A 24,692-nucleotide genomic window follows, 5' to 3' on the forward strand; every position below is an offset into this window, starting at 1 on the left:
AACTAGACTTCAGAAGGAGTTAAAACTCCACCTGAAGTAAGTTTCCAATCTGCTTAGATACCTTTACCTCGGGTCATACCCGATCACTGTCCAAATTCCGCTTTGGTCCTGACGGATTAACCGCTTAACGTAAACAGTTTTGACTGGACCCTCGGAGATTTGAATTATGGCGTCTGTTCCTGTGTTAGCCGAGACGGTGAGCGAGCCGTAATCAATCGGTGGGTCACCAGTGATCCCATTAGGTGAGATTTGCAGTATGGCAAAGGTAAAGGCCACTTGCATGGGGTCGATTTGCCAGGGACTACTTCCAGCGTCAACCTGTTGTTGGTTTCGCTTGACTATATCCATGTCAATCTCGACTTTAACAGAAGGTTGATCAGGTAGATCTTGGTTACCCTGAGGGATAACCAGATTATTCACCAATTGTTTTGCAAATTCCTCAGATCTTTGTCCCTGCACTTGGATTTCCAAACCATTTTGCTGCCACCGGAGGCTATTCGGTAAAACTTCTAACGGACCTCCCGCTGCCTGTCCAAGGGCAGCCAGAGGAGAGCGGACGAAGGGGGCGGTTTGTTTGGATTCAGTTACAATCGTATCCTCAAAATCAAAGATGATTCGGTTAGGGGAGGCAAAGAGTCGCTGAGGTTTTTCGCTGAGTTCGAGCGGAGTAAAGCCACTTAGCGCAATTGCTTCAGATAGGGTATCTACAGGTTTGTCTGGATTTTGATCGACTATCCGATACTCTTTAGGCGGGGTGTAGCTGAAGGTTGTGTCTGGAATTTTGACGTTCGTTTCAAGAGTCACAAACGTATAGGTCGTTTGGATTGACTTTTGCATTGCGGTCTGAAGCTGGACCGGCATATGAGTTTCTGGATCGATCCATAGATAATAGGGTAAACCGCCAGGGGGAGTAATCTCTAGGCGAGTAGCAGTGCGACCTACGATGGAGTCTTGCCCAACAATTCTATGGGAGTACTGCTGGGCTTTTGTTGCTTCTTTCTGTAAGTCGAAATCACGCGGATCTAGGTAAATGGGGAGTAAAGTGATTTCCTTACTTTTCGAATCGCTCCTCCAACGGAGTTCACCGTTATTAACCGTTACCATTCCCTCTTCGCTGCTGGTAGCGTATTTATTATTTTCAGACCAAATCTCGATTCGTTGGATGATTTGATTTTCACCCAAGGCATTTGTACTGACCTTTTCTAGGATTCCGTGATAATTCTGAAGTTGTTTGACCGACTGTTCCATGGCTAAGACAAGATCTTTATTCCTATTAGACCAAGGAGAAATCAAGAAAACAATGACTAAGATACTTGCGACGAGTGCACTCCATGGTAAAAATCCCCTCCGAGGATTAGACCTTTGTTGAAGATTTTGGTGTAATTCATGGGAGAATTCTTCGCGGAGTTCTGGAACTGGACGAAGGCTTTTGATTTTTCTAGTCAGGGATTGAAGTTCGGCTACATCTTGATGGGTGCTTTCGTTAGGCTGCTGTTCTAGATTTAGAGTATTGATAAAATCGTCTAACTCTTGCTCCGGAGACTTTTGAGCAAAGTTGTCATTTGTTTTCATTATCAATTTATCCTCCGTTCTTTTCTGTGACATGAAATAAATCTCTTAAAGCTTGGAGAGCTCTATACTGTAAACCACGAATGGCATCTTCACTACGTTCCATTCGTTCCGCGGTTTCCTTGCGCGAATACCCTTCAATAATGCGGAGTTCTAAAACCTGTTTATACTGTTCAGGGAGTTGGTTCATTAGCTCTTGTACCAAGGATCGAGTGACCCAATCTTCTTCGCTGGCAGAAACATCTTCGGATAGGGTGTGATCCTCCATCTGGCTACCGGATTTTTGCCAGTGGCGATATCGATCGTAAATAAGATTACGAGCGACCTTTTTAAGATAGGGATAGGGTGGAAAACTCTTTGAGTCTTTCCTCAGACAACGGAAATAAGTTTCTTGAGTAATGTCTTCGGCCTCTTCTCGATTCTGGAGAAGCGCGTATGTGAAACTGTACAGTTTCGAAACCGTTTGTTGGTACCACTTTTCCATGTATTGCTCATTAGATGGGCTTATCTTCGTGGCCACTTCTTCACCTCCTCATGAACTAAAAACGAAAAAGAAACTAAAACGTCACGCTTAAAGAAATTCTTTCTAGAGGATTTACTTTAATAAGGAAAAAATGTATACTATAAAACATTGACCGCTAAATAGTTTAGAACTAAACTATTTAAGCATAAAGGAGTAGGACATGGCAGATCGTCGAGAGTTGTTGGAGTTATTCTATAATATCTTGAGAAGAATGAAGAAAGAGTGGAATAAAGAACTCCAGCATGGAATTAACCATTCCCAATATCTGATTTTAAAAACCCTTAAACATTCTGGTCCTCAAAAAGCCAACGAACTGGCTGAGGCGATTCAAATGACACCAGGTGCGATTACGGGAGCCTCAGATAAACTGGTCTCTGAAGGCTATGCCGAGCGCAAAGGAGCAATGAAAGACCGCCGAGTCGTTTATTTGGAAATCACTGATCAAGGTGAACATATCTTGGAATCTATGATTGAGAATCAAAAGAAAGCAACGGAGAGGTTTTTTGAAGGGTTATCGGATGAAGATATCAGTCATCTCATTCGGATTTACCATCAAATTTCGAATAACCTGGATCAGCAAGCTCCCTGAGTCAACAGGCTAGCTGTTATAAGAACCTAGAAAAAGATAAGATTTAAGGGATAGAAAGAGGCAAAAATTACGGAGGAGAAGAATTCAATGGAAGAGTTATCTTATCAGCGCAAAGTCACGATTATGATTGCAATTGTGGTAGCAATGTTCTTTTCTTCGATTAATCAAACAATCGTTGGCGTGGCCTTGCCTCGCATTATCGCCAAACTCGGTGGCATGGATTATTACACTTGGATTATCTCGATCTACCTATTAACCTCGACGATCTCTACGATACTGGTCGGAAAACTCTCAGACATCTATGGTCGAAAGCCATTTATTTTATCAGGAATAGTAATTTTCATGATCGGAGCTTTTTTCTCCGGCACCTCTACTGATATTATTCAACTGATTATTTACCGCGGAATTCAAGGGGTAGGGGCTGGAATTATCATGGCTACAGCCTTTACTGCCATCGGAGATTTATTCTCCCCCCGGGAAAGAGGACGATGGTCAGGACTTATGAGTGCTGTTTTCGGAATATCCAGTATCCTTGGACCAGTCTTGGCGGCTATATCGTCGATCATATGGACTGGCACTGGGTATTTTGGTTTTTCCTTCCCCTCGGGTTTCTTGCCTTTTTCATGATACTATTTCTGTTTCCTAAAGTGCAGCGACGAGAAACAGAGTCAATCGATTATCTAGGTTCCTTATTTCTAACCCTGACCATAGTCCCCCTGCTTCTCGCATTCTCCTGGGCAGGAACAAAGTATGCTTGGGGATCGTCTCAAATCTTAGGATTATTTCTATTCACAGTTATATCTTTAGCTCTTTTTATCTATACAGAGACCAAGGTGAAAACTCCAGTCCTTCCTCTATACTTATTTAAGAATAGAGTGGTAGTTCTATCTAATAGTATTGGTTTTCTTATGTTTGCAGGAATGATGGGTGCTCTAATGTATATGCCGTTTTATATACAAGGAGTTATGGGCGTTTCGGCAACCTATGCTGGCTATGTCGCAATGCCGATGTCTTTAAGTATGTTTACAGTGAGTGCCTATGCAGGACGTCGGATGACTAAGACGGGTAAATACAAAAATATGGCTCTCCTCGGAACCGCCATTATGGTCTTGGGCATGCTGCTCATGACTGTCATGAACAGCATCCCAGTGGCTGCGCTCAGTATGTTTATATTCGGTTTTGGTCTCGGACTGGGGATGCCTGTCTTCATGATCGCAGTCCAAAATTCGGTCGATTCAAAGGATCTGGGAGTGGGTACAGCTTCCGTGCAATTATTCCGTAACCTTGGCGGAACGATTGGTATTGCTGTGATGGGAACCATTCTATCCTCAAGCATTGCACGCAAAATGACAGGAGTTGCCGCTATTGGTGATAGTATCAATTCGTCAGCTTTAGATCCAGCGATGGCTGATAAGCTAGCCCAATTCCAAAATCCCCAGATTCTTCTTGACGGCCCAAACTTCTTGAGATTCAAAATATCTTGCCAGCTCCGATACAGTCAGTATTTACACAACTCATTGAAGGGTTACGGGAGGCTTTAGCTGCTTCCTTAGCTAATGTCTTTTTAGCCGGAGCCATCGTCTTGGTTGTGGCGTTCATACTGACCTTCTTCCTTAAGGAAGTGCCGCTTCGCACCTCGGTTAATTACGTAAGGAATGAGAGCGAGAGAGAGCGGAAAGATCATGCTATACCAATGAAATCCCTTAACATCAAAGCAAAGTCAGAGCTTTAATTCTCTGCATTTTCAGAGTGAGATTATAGCCTCAGCTCTAGGAATATTTACGAAAGTAAGAAGAATTAAAAAGAGGTATAATACTAAAAGAAAAGTTGTATGGGGGAAGTGTGATGGATAGATTCATACTCATTCTACTTGGAATCGTGGTACTCTTTTCATTTATAACATACCTACTATCGCGGGTATCAATAGGTGGTAAGCCAGTCAAATATTCACCAGCTTTACTTTGCTTCTTGGCTGGGTTATATTATCTTTACCTAGCGAAGACGGTGCAGGTTGGATTTGCGGATCTAGCTAATGCGATTTTCTCAATGATGTTTTTCACAGGCTTTGTAGCAGGATTAGGGATGGCTTTAATCTTAGATTTTGTAGTGCCTCGATTTAAATCTTAGTATACGCGAAATTGTAGTTAAGACACTTAGCAGGGTCCGTTACCGGGTGGTGACGGACTTTTCTGTATCTCTTGAGATTAATCACAGACATCCTTAAATTGTGCTCATTATGATCAACCCCACAGTATTGACCTACAAATGATAGTTGAGGTAGTTACCTCTTCTAGTATTTGCTTTTTCAGGGCACGATAAATCTTGAGAGATATTGTCAAGGTGAGGCACAGTTAAAGGAGTATATGCTAAATGAAAAATCAAAACAGTAAGCTTTCTATCGGAATAGCTGTCTTGTTTGAGATAATTCTAATACTTACAGCTATCGTTAGTATTGCAACAAGTCAATGGAAGAATGTAGCTTTGACATTACTTGCTATGGCATGTCTCATTCTTCCTTTTCTAATTACTCGTATTGCAAATATAAAAAATCTAGTACTTCCTTCAAGCTTTCAAACCATAATGTTAATATTTATCTTTCTTGCTCAATACTTGGGCGAAATTAAGAAATTCTATTTATACCTTTGGTGGTGGGATTTATTTCTTCACGCAATATTCGGGAGCTTTGCGGTTATCATTGCCTTATATTTAATTAAAGGGACTATCCGAAAGGAACCAGAAACTAGTGAACAGAGGTTTATACTTTTTAATCTAGTATTTGCATTTAGCTTTTCAGTTTCCTTAGGTACTTTATGGGAGATGTTCGAGTTTATAGGGGATTACTTCTTTAAAGCAAATATGGTTAAGGGTGGACTTGAAGACACCTCCAGCGATCTTCTTATAAAGATTTTGGCAGCCTTTATTACTTCGGTAATATGCTATTATCGCAGTTTGAAAAAACATTAAAAAAATACCTATTTACATTGACGTAGCGTAAAGGTGTATAGTTATTTTTGTCAGGAGGTGAAACACATGGAATACACAGTGCAAAAGTTAGCTCAGATGGCAGGGGTCAGCAGCCGAACTCTGAGATATTATGATGAAATAGGAATTCTTAAGCCGGCAAGAATTAACTCGTCAGGGTATCGAATTTATGGGCAAGCTGAGGTTGATCGGTTGCAACAGATTCTTTTTTATCGAGAGCTTGATGTGAGCTTAGAAAGCATTAAAGATATTGTAACCGCGCCATCGTTTAACGGAGTACAGGCACTGAGAGAACACCGTGAGAAGCTTCTTGATAAACGAGAGCAATTGGAGACGTTGATTTCCAATGTAGAAAAGACCATTGTGCTTACCGAAGGGAGAATTAATATGAAGGATAAAGAAAAGTTTGAAGGCTTTAAACAAAAGCTTGTAGATGACAATGAGGCTAAGTACGGCAAAGAGATCCGTGAAAAATATGGGAATGAGACGGTTAATAAGTCGAATCAAAAAGTTAAAGGAATGTCGCAAGAGCAATATGATGAGGTGACGAAGCTTGCTGCAGAGGTTATCGAAACCCTTCATGCTGCGTTTAAAACAGGGGATCCTGCTGGTGAATTAGCCCAAAAAACAGCTGAACTCCATCGCCAGTGGTTGTGTTTTTATTGGGATAGCTACTCGAAAGAAGCACACGCTGGACTAGCTCAGATGTATGTCGACGATCCGAGATTTACGGCATATTATGATGAAAAACAACCAGGTGCCGCAGAATTTTTAAGAGATGCCGTCCACATTTATACGGGATTTAATAAATAGGTTGTAGGTAAGAGGCCGCGAACGCGGCCTCTTTTTACTTTTAGAATAGAGTCTTCCTACTCCTTGACTAAGGTCCGATATAGTTCAATTGTCTGATTTGCTACACATACATTATGCTATGCCTGACAGTGGCACGGAATTCGTATCGTTAAACAAAGGGCAGGTCGTTCATTTTCTAGGCAAAATAGTTGCATAAAGTATGCTGTTAGGATTATGATTCTTTTGTTGATAAATGAGCCATCATCAGAGGAGGCTGGGAGAAAATGAGAACGAGTGGATTTACAATAACAGAAGGAAAGAATGCCGATTTGTCAAAAATAATAAGTCTTTATAATGAACTCAATACTACCCTTGAAAAAGGTGTAAATTATCCCTCGTGGAAAAAGCATGTTTACCCTAATGAGGAAACAGCTATTGAAGGAATTACCACTAATACGCTCTATGTCATTAAGGATAATGACCGTGTTATCGGTTCAATTATCCTTAATCACTGCCAATACGAGGCCTACAAAAAGCTGCAGTGGACTGTAAATGCTGAGAATAATGAGATAATTGTCGTACATACCCTCGCTGTACATCCGGACTATTTCGGGTGTGGGATTGCAATGATGCTTATGAAGTTTGCGGTAGATTTGACATACAAGAAAAGAATGAAAGCTATTCGGCTTGATGTATCGGTGAACAATCACCCTGCTATTAAACTATATGAAAAGTGCGGATTTACTTTAGTAGGTGAAGTAGACCTCGGGCTGAATATTCCAGGGTTGGAGCTCTTTAAATGTTATGAGAAGGCGATACTGCCATTCGAATTTGAGGTGGAGTCTGATTGATTAAAAGATTAGAATCGATGATACCTCGTATGGAAGTATTAAAACAGCGGCAAGGGAAGAATCATTTTAATGGGACGTTATTGTCCTTGATGCAGAAGGCCCATCGACGATTGAGAAGATCGTCAATGGGCCAGTAGATTATGGCTTTCTGGACAGAAAGCAGACCACGGGGATAGGTGTATTGTCTTTGAAATTACATAATTAAGCAGCTTTATTAACATACTTATTATATTAAGGTCAAAGAGGTTCTAGGTAGAAACTGAGTTTTGCCATAGCGTTTATATTCTAAGAGCAGAAAAGGAGGAAGAACTTTGAACCATAAGCAGAATAAAATATCTAAACAAGTCGCTGAAACGAACTCGACTCATGCTCGTAAAGATTCTCCCATCTCCAATACAACAGAGAAAGAACGAGACTCAATAATTCCAACCAAGGATAAAAGTCCAGATGATCTAGAAATTCTCGATTAATGGCTGATTTGAGGTTATTACGAATGATAAAGCCTAATATAATCCGACTATAAGGTACAAGACAAGGCTAGAAGCGTATTATCGCTTCTAGCCTTGTCTTGTACATGTATTATTTAATTAGGATTGGCATTTCCTTTGAACAAATTATGGGTTTATCTTTAGAAGATTTGTAATTAGTTTCCTAAAGAATACAGGTAAGTTATAATAAATACAGTATCAACTGCTCGCTGGGCTTAGAAGACAACTAAAATAAGGTGGTATGAAAAATACAATGAAAATAGTTGCGATTGGAGATTCAATTACTGAAGGGTATCCCTTTAGTAAGCAGGAGTCTTGGGTGGAACATTTAGCTCAAGAACTGAAATGCCATGTGATAAACCAAGGGATTTGCGGGGATTTCACAAGCGGCATGTGTGCGCGTTTCCGCCGGGATGTACTTGAGTATGCTCCGACCCATGTTATTATTCTTGGTGGTGCTAATGATGCTTACGAAAGGATCCCCCTGGAAAGTGTAAGCTCGAATTTTAAGGTAATGGAGAAATATTGTAGGCACAACGGGATGATCCCTATTTTAGGGTTACCTACTCCGTCCTTATTACCAGAAGAAGAACAATTCCTGACTGAATACCGGAATTGGTTGAACAGCTATGCGGTTGAAAAAGGCATTAGTTTAATAGATTTTTATTCTCCATTTCTAAACAGGATAAAGGTCGGTCAGAGTGCGCAACTATTCGTTGATGACGTCCATCCTAGTATCGAGGGTTATGCTTTGATGGGAGAAATAGCGGTCCGAAGGTTGAAAGGCTTATGATTGTTTAGTCCAGGGCGTTTACTCTTTCGAGTCCTTAAATGCTCGCCAAGATGTCGCGTATTCTTCAAAGGTTTTTTGAACAGTTTCACCGATTTGTCGATAAGCTTCGTCATTTAAGTTGGCAAGAGAAGTCCTGATGGACCACTTTGGCCCGCCAAATCCGCTGCCGTTAAGAAGCACAATCGAAGATTCCTCTGCTAAACGAAAAAGGAAATCAGTAGGCTCATAGTTAGCTTCTAAATAGTCACAGAACTCATTGCCGTACTTAATTTTGGCCCACACCAATAAATCGATTTGACTGTAATACGCCGCGTCAAACCGATCTGTGCGCAACTCTAGTCCAAAGCCCTCGTATAATAATTTTTGTCGGTGTTGACAAATCCCCTGAGTTAATTTCTTGTAACGATTCTCCCGATCCAGTAAGGCAAAGAGGGCAAATAGTCCCATTTGAACTTGCTGAGGCGTAGATAGACCCGCTGTATGATTCAGGGCAACCTGGCGACTGTCCGCCACCATTCGGTCGATAAATCGAAGTCGTTCCGGGTATAAAGTTATTATTCCATAACGCTCAGCTAAGGCATCCGCTTTGTCACGTGGCAGATCCCTTACCAATTGGTCAAAGATATTGTCTTGATGAACGGCGATGACTCCCAGTCGCCAACCTGTAGCCCCAAAATACTTGGAGAAGGAGTAAACTCCAAGTGTATTATATGGTAATTCAGCCATTAGAGAACGGAAATTATCAACAAAGGTACCATAGACATCATCCGTAATAATCATTAGGTTTGGATTTTGCTTCTTAACCACCTCTATGATACGGTTTTTTGATTCGTTTCGTATGGCTACTGAGGGTGGATTGCTTGGGTTAACAACATATAAAGCTTTTATACTGGAATTAGCAAGTTTATCGAGCTCGGAATTGGTATATTGCCAAGTGTGAACCCCTCTCTCGTCCATTTCCAGAGCATTAATTCGAAGAATTTCAAAATTATAACGCGTTAAATGGGGAATCTCAAGATAGGGGGTAAAAGTAGGGACCATTAGTGCAATTTTGTCACCCATCGAAAGTAACTTATTGGCAATTAGCGAGTCAAAAATATAACACATGGCGGCGGTCCCGCCTTCAACAGCGAACAGGTCGTATTTGCCGGGTGGAGATTGGTTATTACACATTTCTTGAATAAGATAATCATGCACAACCTGTTCAAGGTGAACCAGCATGCGATCTGGTACCGGGTAGTTATCGCCGAGAATGCCATCCACGAGCTCATGTATCCAGGCATTTGGGTTAAATCCCCAAGTGATTGAGCCATAATCAAGGACGTCTTTGAGAAAATCGACTCCTGGTGCATCGTGATGCTCTTCTAGATATTCTTTCAAACGTTCCGCAAGGCCTTCGGTTTTAGGCATGCCAGCAAGGTCTTTATCTTGCCAAACGTTACGAGTTTCATCTATAGCAAATTGCCCTAAAGTAAAGAACCCTTCTCGGGGTGTTGCTGCTGTCCAGTTCGGATTGCCTCTGCCAGCATTGAGCATTGACCAGATGCTTGTATCTCCATGTTTATTGGCGAGGCTAATTAATTTGTCCTTCAGTTCAAAAGGGCTAAGTTGCTCATAACGACGTACCGTTTCTCTGGGTAGGGTATGGTTGCTTTTAATAATTATCAATCCTTTCAGCCAGGAATTTGGTGTTAAAATATTATGGTCTAGAAACCAAACGTATTCAGTGTCTATAGACTGACAAATCTAAAGATATTTAAAGGTATCAATAGTACTCTGTACTTTACTCGGCTCATTTATACCCGATGAGGGCAATGCTGCGACCCGTTGAAGATTATTTAACTCAAAATGATACACTCTGGAAAGGAAGCAGATTATGGATATGGATGTTGTAACAAAAACCTTGAAATACACGCTTGAGGTATAGGGCGATGTATATTTCGTGCAGTGCAATACAAAAAATCTTAGAGATTCCTGATGAGGGAGAAGCAGTCGTCGCAGGGTATTGGAGCCAGGAACTAGGTTTATGCTCACAGCCCACTATTTTAACATGGAAGGAAGGCAAGGTTAACTCAATTGAGCCATTGAATCTTTTAGAGAGTTATCCTAATAGTATACTGCGTTGGGATTCCTATTTTCTCTTGCCTGGATGGATAGATGCCCATGTGCATTTAGCGTTAGACAGCCTTGATTTTTATCAGTGCTTGGAGAATTGGGCACAGCCTTGCTTGATCGAGGAAAATATGCAAGGATTTTTGAGGCACTATCTAGAAAGGGGAATTGTGGCTATTCGAGATGGCGGCGATTTACCTGGCTTTTCATGGCTCGCCAAAAACAGGGTCAATGAAGGAGTTTGGCCAGGACCTAAGGTCATTTCAGTGCATGAGGCTGTGAACCGAGTAGGAATGTATGGTCGTTTTCTTGGTCGTGGCTTTAAGGATATTTTAGAGTGGCAGGCAAAGGAGAGGGACTTCTTCGACCAAGGCCTAGACCAACTTAAAGTAGTTGTGACTGGACTGATCCGCTTTGATGATTATCAGAAGGTGGGTCCAACTCAGTGGTCGGTTGCGGATTTAAAAGAGTTGGTAAATGCAGCACATAGACTTGGAACACCTGTCATGGCACATGCCAGTGGGGATGAGGGAATTTCGATGGCTATCACAGCTGGGGTCGATTCCATCGAACACGGATATTATATGACGACCAGACAACTTGAGCGGATGAGAGAAAAAGGAATTGCTTGGGTCCCAACGGTTGCACCGATCGGAAATCTCTTAAAATATCCAAATGATCGTTACTCTGCCCATGAAATCAACACTTTGAAAAGGATTCAGGAGGCACAACTTACTAAAATTCAAGAGGCCTATCATTTAAACGTCCGATTAGGTGTTGGCACAGATGCCGGTGCTTATAAAGTACCTCACGCTGAGAGCCTGTATGATGAGATAGACTGGATGATTCAAGCAGGAATCCCGAAGCTCGAAGTCTACCGTATGGCGACTCATGAAAATGCCCGGATTCTCGGCAGTCCTGAATTAGGGAGGTTAGACGTTGGAACCCCCATGAGTCTACTTCAACTTGCGAATGACTTAGGGTAGCGAACCAAGGGGTCAATTTCACTGTTTCATGTGTTTTACCGCTTATTTCTTCTTTTTGAAGCGCGTGTTATGATTGTGGAGTATAAATGCTAAATGCTAAAAGATTAAAGATTAAAGATTAAGAGCAATAGGAGAGAGGGGAATTTATGGAGACTTTTACCGCTGGGCTAGGGTTACAAGAAATACTGATGCTAGGTTTAGGAATCGCTGCTGTGGGCTTTATTCTAAAAAAGTTATTTAAATTGGCGATTACTATAGCGATTATTATTGCCCTTGTTTATTATGGATTACCGATACTTCAGACAATAATGACTATGTAATAGGATTAGTCTGTAGGGCAAGCAACGCTCCGGTTCTAACGTTGTGACCACGTAATAATCTATAACTAGAATGGAAGACTACCAATTATTGAACCAAGTAATTGGAGAGTGTGAAGGAGGGTCTAATTTATATGCATTCTATGATAGTGCCAATGGGGCAACATCAGTTACCTAAGCTTGCTTATGCGTATAATGCTCTTGAGCCTGTGATCAGTTCTAGATTATTACAAATTCACCATGACCTACATCATAAGGCTTATGTGGAAGGTTTGAACAAAGCTGAACTTAAACTGAGCGAGGCAAGGCGAAAACGGGATTTTTCCTTAATCAAACATTGGGAAAGGGAACTCGCTTTTCACGGGTCAGGGCATATTTTACATAGTATTTATTGGACTTCAATGGCTCCCTTGGGAAACAGGTGGGAGACCCCCGGGGCGCAAACGATCAAACATATCATGAGCTATTTTGATAGTCTGGCTATTTTTGGGGAACAGTTTACAGAAGCCGCAATCAATGTTGAAGCATCCGGATGGGCCTTGCTTGTATGGCAACCGGCCTGGGGAAGATTAGAAATTCTAACCATTGAAAAGCATCAGGATTTATTTCAAGCGGGTGGTATTCCCATACTTGTCCTGGATGTCTGGGAGCATGCTTATTACCTAGATTACCAGAACAAACGCAAAGATTACGTAACAGCTTGGTGGCAATTAGTGAACTGGCAAGACGTTGAAAGGCGGCTAATGCTGGCCATGCAGGCCCAGATGCCTTTGAGCTAGGCCCTTAATCAATCATAACAAAGAAGCCCTGGAAGCCAGTAATCTACTGTTGGCTTCTAGGGCTTCTTGAGGTTAGACAAAATGGCGATGATTTTGCATAATCAGATTTACTGCTTCATTCAAGAAGAGTTTAGCGGCCGTACAGGCTTTGTAGGGCTCGGAGAAGGTGGATAACCGGGGCTCAAGAGAGTCAGGATTGCCCATTCATAACGACTTTAACCTCTTTCAAAGTAGATGGTTTGAGCATAGCATTTAGGCAAGGAACTTGTCCGAGGTTAGATTAAATATTCTGGTTAAAGTACTTAAGAAGATTGAAATAAGTTCTATCAAGAAAGGAAAAAGAGAGTTAATAGAGAATCTAGATTAAGGAAGAATTATGTGCGAGGTCCAACTCTCTAGTTTATTACTTTTGAATTAATATCCTACAGGAAGGGGAAATGTATATGTCACAACTAGATAATCCACTGGAAATCTACAAGTTACTCCCAAAATCAAATTGCAAAGAGTGTGAGGTGGCAACCTGCCTGGCGTTTGCTGCTGCGGTGATAAAGGGGCAAAAACGTCTCGCTGAGTGCCCTCATCTGGAAAGCAGGATCATTGAGGAACTTGATGGGAAAATTATTAAACAAATGACTCCAGAAGAGCAACTGAAGCAAGTACTCGAACCGTTGAAAAGAGAGATTGTCACAGTAGATTTCTCTGCATCTGTAGAACGATTGGGGGCTAGGCTTTCTGGAGATGATTTGACCATTAAGTGCCTTGGAAAGGACTTCACGGTCAGTTCGGAGGGAACTATTATAACGGAATGCCATAACAATGTCTGGGTAATGGTTCCCCTACTCAATTATATTATTGATAGTGCAGGAAAAGAGCTTTCCGGAAAATGGGTTTCTTTCAGGGAACTTAGTAATGAGACCGTATGGGATGCCTTTTTTGAACAAAGGTTTGAAAAACCTTTAAAACAACTTACAGATACCCATCCGGATCTTATTGAGGACATGATTTATATTTTTAACGGCAAGCCTGTGGAAACAACTTTCACCTCTGATATTTCCCTTGTATTGCACCCTCTGCCAAAGCTACCAATTCTTATTTGTTATACCAAGCCAGAAGAGGATCTAGAATCCAAACTCAATGTTTTTTTTGATACGACAGCGGAAGATAATCTTAATATTGATTCAATCTATAGACTTTGCGTTGGGCTCTTGGTGATGTTTCAAAAGATCACCTCCAGACATTAAGCTCCGAAGTGAGTAATTATGGCACTTATTTAAACACCATAGATTATCATTTATCACTACCATACTGGGTAAGGGTAAGGGTAAGGGTATGAGGTAAGAAGAATGAACTTTGCACTATAAACCAGAATAGAAAGTATAGAGTATATAGTAGAGTATAAGGAAATGGAGGAAGACCATGAATCTCATTGGGAATCTCATTTGGCTATTATTTGGAGGGATCATTGCCTCGATTATTTGGCTTTTAGCAGGGTTAATCCTGTGTGTAACAATAATTGGCATACCTTTTGGTGTTCAATGTTTTAAGATTTCGAAGTTTGTCTTGTGGCCTTTTGGAAAAGAAATAGAACTCGGACATTTCGGGGCAGGAGGATTAATTTTTAACATTATCTGGCTCGTTGTATTCGGGTGGGAGTTTGCTATTGCTCATCTCGTTATCGGTGCTATTTTTTGTCTAACAATTATAGGTATACCCTTTGGACTTCAGCATTTTAAATTTGCTACACTTGGGCTCATCCCTTTTGGAGCGAAAATACGCTAGATCACCTTAGCAGTGTTTATATATGCAGGAAAAAACAGAAAAATTAAAGTAGGCAATGAACTCGTCACTGGGCAATTTCCCTAACGCAAAATTATTAAGTATAGAGTACACCTTGAATATGACATGCTATAATGAAGAACAATAGAGATGATCCGCAGTAAGGGGGGAAATAGATGATTAAACTCCTAAGTTGGGTACTGGTTTTCTGTATAGCTTTGTACTTTTTTGGAATAATGGGTATGGCTTTTATTTCTCCTTCATTGATTCCAATTATTGTAATTGTAGCTATCGTTCTAGGTGTGATAAGCGCTGGACTGTTGTTAATACTACTAATCAAGGAGAGAATTAAAGATAAGGAGGGCGAAAAAAATGATCTTAATAAATATTGACTATCTACCGGGTTATGAAATAACTGAGTCCTTGGGATTAGTTAAAGGAAGTACCATCAGAGCGAAGCATGTGGGAAAAGACATATTAGCTGCTTTTAGACAAATTGTCGGTGGAGAATTAAAAGAATACAGTAAAATGCTCGACGAATCCCGACAAATATCTACCGGCAAAATGGTATCGGAGGCCGAAAATCTGGGAGCTCATGCCATTATTAATATTCGCTTTGCAACCTCAAATGTAATGCAGGGGGCAGCAGAAATACTTGTTTACGGGACTGCCGTTAAGGTAAAGAAAAATTTGTAGGCTTAAAATTTCAAGAAGATTGATGTCAAGGCGAAATATGAAGTCATCCAATCCAATAAGAGTCTACAGGTACAAATCTGCCTGAGGGATCTTATTTTTGGTATCTAATTTGGTGTAAACCAATTGCTGCAGTGAAGTAAATTAGAACAAACTTAGCTATGGTCTTTTTCACACTAGAAGATATACTAAATACGAGGAGGGATATAATGATGATTCGTGAACTTATTGCTAAAAACCGAACCTATCGTCGATTTTATCAGGACGTAGAGGTAAGCCAGGAGACCTTAAGAGAACTCATTGATCTAGCAAGACTTTCTTCAACGGGTGGGAACCTCCAGTCTCTAAAGTTCGTTTTATCCCAGACACTCGAAACAAATAAGCGGATTTTCAAAACACTAAAATGGGCTGGTTACTATAAAGATTGGGATGGACCAGAAGAAGGAGAGAGGCCAAGTGCCTATGTGGTCGTGCTTCATGATCAGAGTATTAGCAAAGGTTTCTTTTGGGATCATGGGATTGCCGTTCAGAGCATCTTGTTAGGTGCCACAGAAAAAGGGTTAGGAGGATGCCAATTCAATTCCATTGATCGTGTCGCCCTAGCCCAAGAACTACACTTACCTGAGCATTTTGCCATCGCGACGGTGATTGCTTTAGGGAAACCTAAAGAAGTGGTGGTCATAGAGGAAGTGAATGAATCTGGAGACATTAAGTATTGGAGAGATCAGCAAGGAATTCATCATGTGCCGAAGCGTGCTCTGGACGACTTAATTTTTAAGGTAGAAGCATAACATATGCTTAAGCGCCCCGAAAGCTTTTGCCAATGGGGGTGCTTACGCTAAATAATTGACTACATCAACCACATCCGACCATAAGTGTGGTTCTTCGAATAAACGCCAACAGTTAACCCACAGAAGGAGGAAAAATGCTGACATTTTATTGTTTTCCCCAGTGAACGACTTGCCGTAAAGCAGAAGCGGGTCTTCTGCAACAGAATGTGGAGTTTGAATATCGGAACATTGTGAAAAGCCCTCTCTCGGTTGAAGAACTTACTGACTTAGCTAATCTTGGGGGGATTCCCGTTCAGAGTCTGCTCAACAAAAAGAGCAAAACATATAAGGAACTTGGAAAAGAACTTGAGGAGTATAACGAATCGGCTGTAGCAAGTTTTCTCTCGTCAAATCCAAAAGCAATTATCCGTCCCCTAGTTGTAAGGAACAGCGAGCTAATTATCGGTTTCAAAGCAGAAGTAAAGTAATACTATAGTTTCTCGTATCCGCCCTTTAAATTTCGCGATCTAGAATAACTTGTAGCAGGCTACAAGAATTAAGATGAATTAATAACGATATAATTACCCAAGAGCCCTGAAGGGCTCTATTGTTGTTTTCTATATGAATTTAGTGGTTCTCTAGACAAGAAGATAAGATAAATTAAACACAAAAGCAGGTTAATCTGGAAAAGTGTAGAAATACCGAAAGGGATAGAACTTGACCATAAAACGAAAGGAATGGCGTTAATCCATGCATCAAGGACACAGAAACAGATTGAAAAATAGATTTCTTGAAGAAGGATTAGATGGTTTCGAAGATCATCAAATTTTAGAACTTCTGTTGTTTTATGCCATACCAAGAAAGGATACTAACGAACTCGCTCATTCTTTGATTAATAAATATGGTTCTTTGTCTGGAGTTTTGGAAGCTGACCCTAAGGATCTGGCTAAGACTCCGGGTTTGGGAGAAAACTCTGCTATTTTGTTAGCTTTTATGCCTTCTTTGGCTCGAATTTATCTGAAAGATCGTTGGGGAACAAGACCTACCCTCAATAGCACCGCCAAAGCAGGGGAGTATGTCTTAACACTCTGTGCGGGAAGAACCTATGAAGTTTTTTATGTGATCTGTCTGGATGCCCGACATAACGTGATATATCCGGCGCTTGTCCATGAGGGGACAATTGACCAAGCATCAGTTTACCCAAGGGTCATTGTGGAAACGGCCTTGCGACATAAAGCTCACAGTGTCATTCTTGCACATAACCATCCTGGAGGGAATCCAACTCCTTCGCCGCAAGATATTGAAGTGACGAAAAGAATTCAAGTTGCTTTAGAACAAATTTCTATATCCGTGCTGGACCACATTATTGCTGCAGGAGAAGCCTATGTTAGTTGTGCGGAAAAGGGATTACTATAGTGGAGCATTGCCGTCTTGCCCATAAACTAGAGCGATATTCGTGCTAAGCGAAGTTTTAGGCTTGTTATAGTAGGAGGCGCACTTTTGGATAAATTAGCCCTAAAAAATTATGCCGTCAATGCGCAAAAGAAGCTGACCGAGCAAGTCAGGCAAAAGGCATTTCAAATAGGCATTACAGCACAGAGTTTTACAGAATTCAAGCAAGAAATGAGTCATATCATCCTTAGCGATATTCCTCAAGAAAAAGCCCTTAAGCTACAACGGGATAAGCTGATCAAGGAAATTGAGCAAAAAGGCTATGACCAGGTCATCGCTGAGATTGCCTACACATGGTTTAACCGTTTTATTGCCTTGCGTTTCATGGAGGTCAACGACTACCTGCCCAAAGGAGGGCGGGTCTTGCCCTCTATCGATCCAAATAGTGTGGAACCGGATGTTATTATTCACCAATGCAATGAGTTAAATGAGTTTTTGCCCTTTATGTTTGAGACGATATCAGATTATACCGAACTGATCTTTCCCAACAATCTATTAAAGGATGGGTCTGTCATCCGAGAGTTAGTGACTGCCATCCCTGAGGAAGATTGGAAAGAAGTCGAGGTAATCAGTTGGCTACATCAGTATTACATTTCTGAGAAGAAGGATAAAGTCTTTGCCGATCTGAAGAATAATAAGAAAATTACCAAGGAAAATATCCCGGCAGCTACTCAACTGTTTACGCCGAAATGGATTGTCCAATACATGGTGGAGAACTCCTTGGGCAGACTGTGGCTGGAATCCCACCCCAATCAGGATCTGAAAGGTCAGTGGAAGTATTACATTGAGGAAGCTGCCCAAGAACCCGAGGTGCAACGAGAACTCGAAACACTAATAAATCCTGACCTTAATCCATTAGATATTAAAGTCTTAGACCCTTGCTGTGGATCAGGGCATATTCTTGTCTATGCCTTTGAGTTACTGTATGAAATCTATACGAGTTACGGATATATGGAAGCGGATGTTCCCAAGTTGATTCTGGAAAATAACCTTTATGGTTTAGATATCGATGACCGTGCCGCTCAATTGGCATCCTTTGCCGTCATGATGAAGGCAAGGAGTAAGAACCGAGGGATATTTAAAGAAAATATTAAGCTGAATATCTGTGCCATTCAAGAGAGTAACTGGATGGGAGATGAGGTAAGAAAGATTCTGGTAGATAGGGAGGCAATGAAACTTGAGCAGAATCGTCAGCAAGATCTTATTTCCTATTTAGTTAATACTTTTAGGGATGCTAAGGAATTTGGCTCAATTTTAGATGTACGGGAACTAGAGTTGGAGTTTCTGGATCAAAGATTGGATAAAATAAAAAACAGTGTGGCAAGGGATTCATTGGAGGTAGCCTATCGGGACATTATCCTGGAAAAGCTGCCTGGGATTCTGCTCCAGGTGAAGATCATGGGTTCTAAGTATCACGTGGTATGTACTAATCCGCCTTATATGGGAAGAAAGGGAATGAACCCCAGGCTGTCGGATTATATAGATAAGAACTTTGCTAATAGTAAAAGCGATTTGTTCGCGGTATTTATTGAAAAGTGTCTTGAGGATTGCATGAAAAATGGCTATATCTCAATGGTTACTCAACATTCTTGGATGTTTCTATCCAGTATGGAGAAGTTGCGAGAAAAAATTTTTTCTAATCTTTTAATAAGTTCAATGAATCATCTTGGTCCCAGAGCGTTTGAAGAGATTGGTGGACAAGTAGTTCAAGCTACGGCCTTTGTGTTAAGAAATTGCTTAGTCCAAAATGCGATAGGGACCTATGTGCGCCTTGTTGACTACAATTCAGCAGAAGCCAAGGAAAATAAGTTTCATGATCGTGCAAATTGGTTTAGGGCAGATAAGAGGGTCTTTAAAAAAATACCTGGTTCTCCAATTGCTTATTGGGCAAGCCCTAGAATCCTAGCAATATTTGAGCACGGAATACCACTTGACCATTTTGCTGAAGTGAAAAGAGGTATGACAACATCTGATAATAATCGGTTTCTCAGATATTGGCATGAAGTAGCGATTACCACAATATTTAAACAGGCTCATAATGAATTAGAAGCTTTAGAATCTAGAGCTAAGTGGTTTCCATATAGCAAAGGTGGTGGTTACAGAAAATGGTATGGATATCTTGACCATGTAATAAACTGGGAGGATTCTGGTAAGGAAGTTATTGCGTATGCCAAAACAATCAATAAATCATATACGAGAACTATAGTAAATATGAGTTACTATTATCTGCCGTCTGTAGGTTTTTCATATATTACGAGCGGACCATTTAGCATGAGATGGATTCCAGAAGGTTGTTTGTACGACTCAGGTGGTCCAGGGGTTTTCGCAGATGAAGATAAACGATTATTTATCTTAGGATGTCTGAATTCAAAACCTGCCAGAACTATCTTTAAGTTATTAAACCCAACAATCAACCTTCAGATAGCAGATGTTGTTCGTCTTCCACTTCCGAACTCCATAGAAAATATTTATAAGGACCCTAACTATAATAGAAGTGTGAGAGAATTGATTCGGCTTGCAAAGAATGACTGGGATTCTTTCGAAACTTCTTGGGACTTTATTAGTCATCCCTTTGTAAGGCACAAATTTAACACTCTTGAAGAAAGTTATAATCAATGGTCAGCATTCTCGGAAGAAAATTTCAATTCATTAAAAACCAAAGAAGAAGAGATCAACAATATATTCATTCAGGCATATGGCTTACAAGACGAACTTACTCCTGAAATTGAAGAAACTGAGGTAACCATTAACAAAGCCGACCAAGAGCGGGACATTAAATCCTATATCTCCTATGCCGTAGGTTGTATACTGGGCAGATATTCTCTCGATGAGGAAGGGTTAGTCTTCGCCGGTGGAAAGTTCGATCCACAAAGATACAAAGTCTTTAAGGCAGAAGACGATGGTATTCTTCCTGTCTTAGGTGATCCCTATTTTGAGGATGATATTGTGACTCGATTTGTGAAGTTCGTAGAAGTCACCTTTGGCAGGAATACCATGGCTGCAAATCTCGACTACATTGCCGAATCTATAGGCAGAAAGGTCAATGAGACTAGCAAAGATTGTATACGCCGCTATTTTCTCAAGGAATTCTACAAGAATCATGTTCAAATCTATAAGAAAAGGCCGATTTACTGGTTATTCACATCTGGCAAGGAACAAGGCTTTAACGCCCTAGTTTATATGCACCGCTATGACAGAAATACGGTATCTCGGGTACGTACGGATTATCTACACCCCCTGCAAAATAAACTTGAAGCAGAGTGTCTGCGCTTAAAACAAGTGCTGGTGTCTGAAGACTCTCCACCTGAAAAGGCCAAAACGACAAAACGCTTGAAAGCCCTAACCAAACAGATGGATGAGCTAAAGAAATATGATGAAGTGATTCATAATCTCGCCGACCAGCAGATTGAAATTGATCTGGATGATGGAGTTGTCGTCAATTACGCCAAGTTGGCAAAAGTGCTCACGAAGATCTAATCTCAATAAATAAGTATGGAAACAGTAAGTGTTATAATGAATCTAGATCATATAACTGCTCGTATAGAAAAATTTCAAGCGCAATGCCCAGAATGGGGCCAAAACTAAACTAAGGAGATAAGTTGAATGAACGATAAAACACTCAAATTTGAAAATCACATAAGGATAGTAGAGCTTAATCCGAAGAATTCATTAATCAAAGCAGGATTTAAAGAAAACATGATACTGTGTGACATTGGAGCTGGGACGGGGGTATTTACTTTTCCAGCTACAGAAATAAGCAAGAATGATATCTATGCACTTGAAATATCTGATAGTATGATAGAATTACTTAAGAGTAGAATGGCTGAGCGCAATATTAAAAACCTGAAAATCAAGAAGGTCGAGTCTACTATACTATACTTCCCTTAGATGATCATAGCTGTGATATGGCGATCATGATAACCGTACTTCATGAAATCGAAAATAAAGAATTAATGCTTGATGAGATAAAACGAATTCTAAAACCAAAGGGTAAGCTTATGATAATTGAGTTTCATAAGAGAAAAACACCCATGGGGCCACCCGTTGACCATAGGATTTCTGAAGAGTATGTAGAAGAAATAGGAAATAGCAAAGGATTAATAACCTTCGATAAATTTTCGTTAGGGGAGAATTACTATAGCGTAGTTTTTGAGCTTGCCCCGAATTAAACCACGCTTAGGCTTGATCAAGGATACTATCTTTTGCTTAGATCCTGAGCTTTGACCTCGCAAAAGGTTATAAAACTAAAATCATAAGGATGAGTGATGTATGAGCCAGACCATTAAGGTTCCGACTACTCATGACCTATTGAGCGGGCGAACTCTAAAAATCCTCATCCCCATCTTGTTTGCAGTCCTCTTCTTTATTATTCCAGTTCCAAATGGCTTAGAGGTGCAGGCTTGGAAGTTATTCGGGATCTTTGCAGGGACAATTCTCATGCTGATGTTGCAAGGACTTCCGGAGGCAAGTGCTATTTTTGTCGGAGTAACGGCTGCAGGTCTTTTCGTCGTTCCAATAAAAGATGTTTTAGTGGGCTATACAGATACTACTGTATGGCTGATTGTGGTGGCTATTATGATGAGTCTGGGGTTTAAAAAAAGTGGCTTGGCAAAACGCGTTGGACTCATTCTTATCAAAGCATTTGGTAAAAGCAGTCTCGGACTAGGGTATGTTCTTGGGGTCACCGATCTCATGCTGGCAACGACGATTCCGGGAGCCCCGGCTCGTGTGGGAGGCTTGGTTTATCCCTTGGCCCAAGGAGTATTTGAGGTCGTCGGTTCCAAACCTTACGAGAATCCCCGTCGGCTAGGCGCTTATCTTACGGTCTTGCTCTATATGATGGATATGGTTGCAGGAAGTTTGTTTCTGACGGGAATGGGTCCGAATCTCCTTTCAATGAAACTCGCTGCGCAGATTTTAGGAGTTAATGTGAGCTGGAGCTTGTGGACACTGGCAGCAGTTCCTGGGTTCCTCGTCTTTGTCCTCATTCCAATTATTGTCTATATTATGTATCCCCCTGAATTAACTTCTGTTGAAGAGGTTCGGGGAATGGCCCGTGAACAACTTAAAGCCTTGGGTTCAGTCACAAAAAGGGAAATAATCGTTGGAGTGACTTTTATGCTATGTTTGGTTTTATGGGCCACTAGTAGCATGACACAAATTGATACGACGCTTGTGGCATTCCTCGGGGTCACGATCATGATTCTAACCGATGTGATCCAATGGCAGGATATAGCTGACTCGAAGGAGACCTGGGGAATTCTGATCTGGTTCGGAGGAATTATTGGTTTATCGTCAGCACTTGGTAATCTTGGTTTTTTTAAGTGGTTGACCAGTGTGATGGAAGGTACCCTACCCCAGGGAATAGGAACGTTTAGCACGTTTGTGATTATCGCGCTGTTAGCGATCATTCCTCACTATTTTTTCCCGTCACTCGTCGGTTATGTCGCCACCTTTGCACCGGTTATCTTCAGCTTTGTAGCAGTCACTGGGGCTCCAAAGTATCCAGCTGTGTTCCTAGTTGCTTTTCTCATGGTGATTTCTTCGACTTTAACACATTATGGGAATGGATTAGGCCCTTTACTGATGGGTACAGGTTATGTGGAAAAAACAACTTGGTGGAAGATCGGTTTTGTAGTGACCTTATTAGCAACTGTGGTCTATCTTACGATTGGTTTAGCGTATTGGAAAGTTATTGGCTTGTGGTAACGTAGTATATACTTATCTTTACCAAGGGAAACAGAGGGACAGGTTGCTTGTTTCAACCGAAACAAGCAACCTGTCCTCTGTTTTCCTCTAACTGCCAACGTGGCAACGTATAGGCTAAGTTACATTTTCTCCAACCAGGAACATCATAATCTCCCAGCCGTATTTTTTAAATGAATTGGGTAGCTTAGTTCAGTGTAGCTGCACTGCCCATTCCACCGCCGAAGCCGCCTCCGTTACGTTGGCCATAGCCATTGCCCATCCCTTGCCCTCGTTTTTGACCTTGCCCCAGACCCATTCCTTGCCCTTGACCAAATCCAGCTCCCATGCTTCTTCCTAATCTGGCAGTACTGGTTCCGTCGCAGGTGGCTTGATTCGTCGCTATGGAGTTGAGCATAGCATCTGCTTGTGCCTGAGTGAGGTTGCCATCTTTGACTCTTTGGTCAAGGATGGCTTTCTTTTGTTCAAGAGTCTGAGCTTTGAACTCGTCTAACTTTCCGGCTTCGCTAGCGATGGTACCATAGGTTTTTCCTGTAGCTCTTTCCGAGGTAACTTGATCTACGGTTTTTCCAGTCAAGCCAGCTGTGATTTCTGCTGGAGTCTGACCAGTTATGGCAGCGAAGGCTGTTCCGGTTACCCCTAAGAGTCCCACGATCGTGGCTGCAGCAATGTAAGATTTGAACTTTTTCATGGTTTATGCACTCCTTTTGTTATTTGATTTAACTTATGATTGAATTATAGTAAGAATATTTGTCAAAAGTATGTCAAAAGATTGAAACAACTATGTCATTAGGTTCTAATTCAAATTAGTTAAAGGCTACCACATATGAAGTGGTAGCCCTCTTAGATTATATCAGAATCATTAGTATCTCCATTTATTAGATATCTCAGACGTCATTTTAGAAAATGACGCCTAATGCGATAAGAATCAAAATAGCGATTGCGATAATGCCTACTCCTACACCTGCGCCTACGCCAACACCATAGCCGCCACAAGCTGCAGCAACTGGTGCAACAGGTTGAGGACAACATGCTCCGGTCATTCCACCATAACCCATTCCGTACATAAGAAGTTCCACCTTTCTAAATTAAAATACAATTCCCATTGCGATTAGAAGAAGAATTATGACTACAACTGCGGCGATCCCTGCGCCTAAGCCTTTTCCGCCACCATAAGCTGCTCCACCAACGTTATCAAATGCCATTTGAATTTCCTCCCTTCCAGTGATACCACATAATATGCACTACTTTAAAAATGTGGAACAAAATGGTAAAATAGTACAGGTCTTTTCGATCATATAGAGAGGTGCTCAGACCAAATTGTGGCCTTCTTATCCTACTTACTGAGTACAGTTTGTTGCTTGATTATAGGATTTGTGTAAGGACGAGTAATCATTGTTCAACTAGGGGCTAATGCCAAGCTAATACAGAAATACAAGTAGTGGAGGAATGCGTAAGATGCTTAATTTTGATACGCTTTATAATCCTTATGCCTCACGTCGAATGACCGCCTA

25 protein-coding genes and 2 pseudogenes are annotated in these 24,692 nt (G+C 41.1%); 22 read left to right on the top strand and 5 right to left on the bottom strand.

Translation table 11 applies throughout. The features are described 5' to 3' along the window. Positions 1 to 63 precede the first annotated feature (63 nt). Positions 64 to 1,572, bottom strand: coding sequence for a sigma-E factor regulatory protein RseB domain-containing protein (locus JL57_RS22570; protein WP_034144207.1), 1,509 nt, complete (start codon positions 1,570 to 1,572; stop codon positions 64 to 66). A gap of 7 nt (positions 1,573 to 1,579) precedes the next feature. Beyond that, the gene (locus JL57_RS22575) at positions 1,580 to 2,089 is read right to left on the bottom strand and encodes an RNA polymerase sigma factor (RefSeq protein ID WP_291300434.1); all 510 of its coding nucleotides are present in this window, start codon (positions 2,087 to 2,089) and stop codon (positions 1,580 to 1,582) included. Positions 2,090 to 2,252: 163 nt separating this feature from the next. Here JL57_RS22575 and JL57_RS22580 point away from each other — a divergent pair, with 163 nt between their 5' ends. The 8 genes and pseudogenes from JL57_RS22580 (at position 2,253) to JL57_RS22610 (ending at position 8,587) form a co-directional block, all read left to right on the top strand. Beyond that, positions 2,253 to 2,681: a MarR family winged helix-turn-helix transcriptional regulator gene (locus JL57_RS22580; RefSeq protein ID WP_034144181.1), complete on the top strand. Its 429-nt coding sequence runs from the start codon at positions 2,253 to 2,255 to the stop codon at positions 2,679 to 2,681. A 144-nt stretch (positions 2,682 to 2,825) separates the two neighbouring features. Continuing rightward, a pseudogene (locus JL57_RS35250) lies at positions 2,826 to 4,222 on the top strand (MDR family MFS transporter). Positions 4,223 to 4,526: 304 nt separating this feature from the next. Continuing rightward, positions 4,527 to 4,808 carry a hypothetical protein gene (locus tag JL57_RS22590; RefSeq protein ID WP_034144182.1) on the top strand — a complete coding sequence of 94 codons (282 nt, stop codon included), beginning with the start codon at positions 4,527 to 4,529 and terminating at the stop codon, positions 4,806 to 4,808. Positions 4,809 to 5,051: 243 nt separating this feature from the next. After that, positions 5,052 to 5,645: a hypothetical protein gene (locus tag JL57_RS22595; RefSeq protein WP_034144183.1), complete on the top strand. Its 594-nt coding sequence runs from the start codon at positions 5,052 to 5,054 to the stop codon at positions 5,643 to 5,645. Positions 5,646 to 5,711: 66 nt separating this feature from the next. Continuing rightward, on the top strand, positions 5,712 to 6,476 hold the full coding sequence (locus JL57_RS22600) for a MerR family transcriptional regulator (RefSeq protein WP_034144184.1): 765 nt from the start codon (positions 5,712 to 5,714) through the stop codon (positions 6,474 to 6,476). A 263-nt stretch (positions 6,477 to 6,739) separates the two neighbouring features. After that, the gene (locus tag JL57_RS22605) at positions 6,740 to 7,306 is read left to right on the top strand and encodes a GNAT family N-acetyltransferase (RefSeq protein WP_034144185.1); all 567 of its coding nucleotides are present in this window, start codon (positions 6,740 to 6,742) and stop codon (positions 7,304 to 7,306) included. Positions 7,307 to 7,617: 311 nt separating this feature from the next. Next, a complete protein-coding gene (locus JL57_RS35255) occupies positions 7,618 to 7,776 on the top strand; it encodes a hypothetical protein (protein WP_291300436.1) in 159 nt (52 codons plus the stop codon). 259 nt (positions 7,777 to 8,035) lie between these two features. Continuing rightward, positions 8,036 to 8,587, top strand: coding sequence for an SGNH/GDSL hydrolase family protein (locus tag JL57_RS22610; RefSeq protein ID WP_034144186.1), 552 nt, complete (start codon positions 8,036 to 8,038; stop codon positions 8,585 to 8,587). 18 nt (positions 8,588 to 8,605) lie between these two features. On the opposite strand, the gene aspD is transcribed toward JL57_RS22610, so the two are convergent. After that, positions 8,606 to 10,255, bottom strand: a complete 1,650-nt coding sequence (aspD, locus tag JL57_RS22615) for an aspartate 4-decarboxylase (RefSeq protein ID WP_034144187.1) — start codon at positions 10,253 to 10,255, stop codon at positions 8,606 to 8,608. 263 nt (positions 10,256 to 10,518) lie between these two features. Here aspD and JL57_RS22620 point away from each other — a divergent pair, with 263 nt between their 5' ends. The 14 genes and pseudogenes from JL57_RS22620 to JL57_RS22685 all read left to right on the top strand — a co-directional run bounded on the left by JL57_RS22620 (position 10,519) and on the right by JL57_RS22685 (position 23,181). After that, a complete protein-coding gene (locus JL57_RS22620) occupies positions 10,519 to 11,685 on the top strand; it encodes an amidohydrolase family protein (RefSeq protein ID WP_034144188.1) in 1,167 nt (388 codons plus the stop codon). Positions 11,686 to 11,831: 146 nt separating this feature from the next. After that, positions 11,832 to 12,005 (top strand): hypothetical protein, encoded by a 174-nt coding sequence (locus tag JL57_RS22625; protein WP_034144189.1) that lies wholly within the window; start codon positions 11,832 to 11,834, stop codon positions 12,003 to 12,005. 131 nt (positions 12,006 to 12,136) lie between these two features. Then, positions 12,137 to 12,781, top strand: a complete 645-nt coding sequence (locus JL57_RS22630) for a superoxide dismutase (RefSeq protein WP_034144190.1) — start codon at positions 12,137 to 12,139, stop codon at positions 12,779 to 12,781. A 443-nt stretch (positions 12,782 to 13,224) separates the two neighbouring features. Beyond that, positions 13,225 to 14,022 (top strand): DUF3786 domain-containing protein, encoded by a 798-nt coding sequence (locus JL57_RS22635; RefSeq protein ID WP_034144191.1) that lies wholly within the window; start codon positions 13,225 to 13,227, stop codon positions 14,020 to 14,022. A gap of 175 nt (positions 14,023 to 14,197) precedes the next feature. Next, entirely contained in the window at positions 14,198 to 14,560 is a 363-nt protein-coding gene (locus JL57_RS22640) for a YccF domain-containing protein (protein ID WP_034144192.1), read from the top strand. A gap of 173 nt (positions 14,561 to 14,733) precedes the next feature. Next, positions 14,734 to 14,949, top strand: a complete 216-nt coding sequence (locus JL57_RS22645; protein ID WP_034144193.1) for a hypothetical protein — start codon at positions 14,734 to 14,736, stop codon at positions 14,947 to 14,949. Then, positions 14,930 to 15,253, top strand: a complete 324-nt coding sequence (locus tag JL57_RS22650) for a YbjQ family protein (protein ID WP_034144194.1) — start codon at positions 14,930 to 14,932, stop codon at positions 15,251 to 15,253. The genes JL57_RS22645 and JL57_RS22650 overlap by 20 nt, the downstream gene beginning before the upstream one ends. Before the next feature lie 209 nt (positions 15,254 to 15,462). Continuing rightward, positions 15,463 to 16,041 carry a nitroreductase family protein gene (locus tag JL57_RS22655; RefSeq protein WP_034144209.1) on the top strand — a complete coding sequence of 193 codons (579 nt, stop codon included), beginning with the start codon at positions 15,463 to 15,465 and terminating at the stop codon, positions 16,039 to 16,041. Between the two features lie 176 nt (positions 16,042 to 16,217). After that, positions 16,218 to 16,508: pseudogene (locus JL57_RS22660) on the top strand (ArsC/Spx/MgsR family protein); the annotation flags it as partial. A gap of 262 nt (positions 16,509 to 16,770) precedes the next feature. Beyond that, positions 16,771 to 17,436, top strand: a complete 666-nt coding sequence (radC, locus tag JL57_RS22665) for a DNA repair protein RadC (RefSeq protein WP_034144196.1) — start codon at positions 16,771 to 16,773, stop codon at positions 17,434 to 17,436. 84 nt (positions 17,437 to 17,520) lie between these two features. Next, entirely contained in the window at positions 17,521 to 20,949 is a 3,429-nt protein-coding gene (gene pglX / locus JL57_RS22670) for a BREX-1 system adenine-specific DNA-methyltransferase PglX (RefSeq protein ID WP_034144197.1), read from the top strand. A 126-nt stretch (positions 20,950 to 21,075) separates the two neighbouring features. Next, positions 21,076 to 21,360 (top strand): class I SAM-dependent methyltransferase, encoded by a 285-nt coding sequence (locus JL57_RS22675; RefSeq protein WP_034144198.1) that lies wholly within the window; start codon positions 21,076 to 21,078, stop codon positions 21,358 to 21,360. 26 nt (positions 21,361 to 21,386) lie between these two features. Then, entirely contained in the window at positions 21,387 to 21,641 is a 255-nt protein-coding gene (locus tag JL57_RS22680; RefSeq protein WP_291300437.1) for a class I SAM-dependent methyltransferase, read from the top strand. Positions 21,642 to 21,741: 100 nt separating this feature from the next. Continuing rightward, a complete protein-coding gene (locus JL57_RS22685) occupies positions 21,742 to 23,181 on the top strand; it encodes a DASS family sodium-coupled anion symporter (RefSeq protein ID WP_034144199.1) in 1,440 nt (479 codons plus the stop codon). 184 nt (positions 23,182 to 23,365) lie between these two features. On the opposite strand, the gene JL57_RS22690 is transcribed toward JL57_RS22685, so the two are convergent. Further along, entirely contained in the window at positions 23,366 to 23,869 is a 504-nt protein-coding gene (locus tag JL57_RS22690; protein WP_034144200.1) for a DUF2680 domain-containing protein, read from the bottom strand. A 208-nt stretch (positions 23,870 to 24,077) separates the two neighbouring features. Then, positions 24,078 to 24,245, bottom strand: coding sequence for a hypothetical protein (locus JL57_RS35260; RefSeq protein WP_291300438.1), 168 nt, complete (start codon positions 24,243 to 24,245; stop codon positions 24,078 to 24,080). Positions 24,246 to 24,692: the final 447 nt, after the last annotated feature.

It is taken from the genome of Desulfosporosinus sp. BICA1-9, assembly GCF_000802135.1.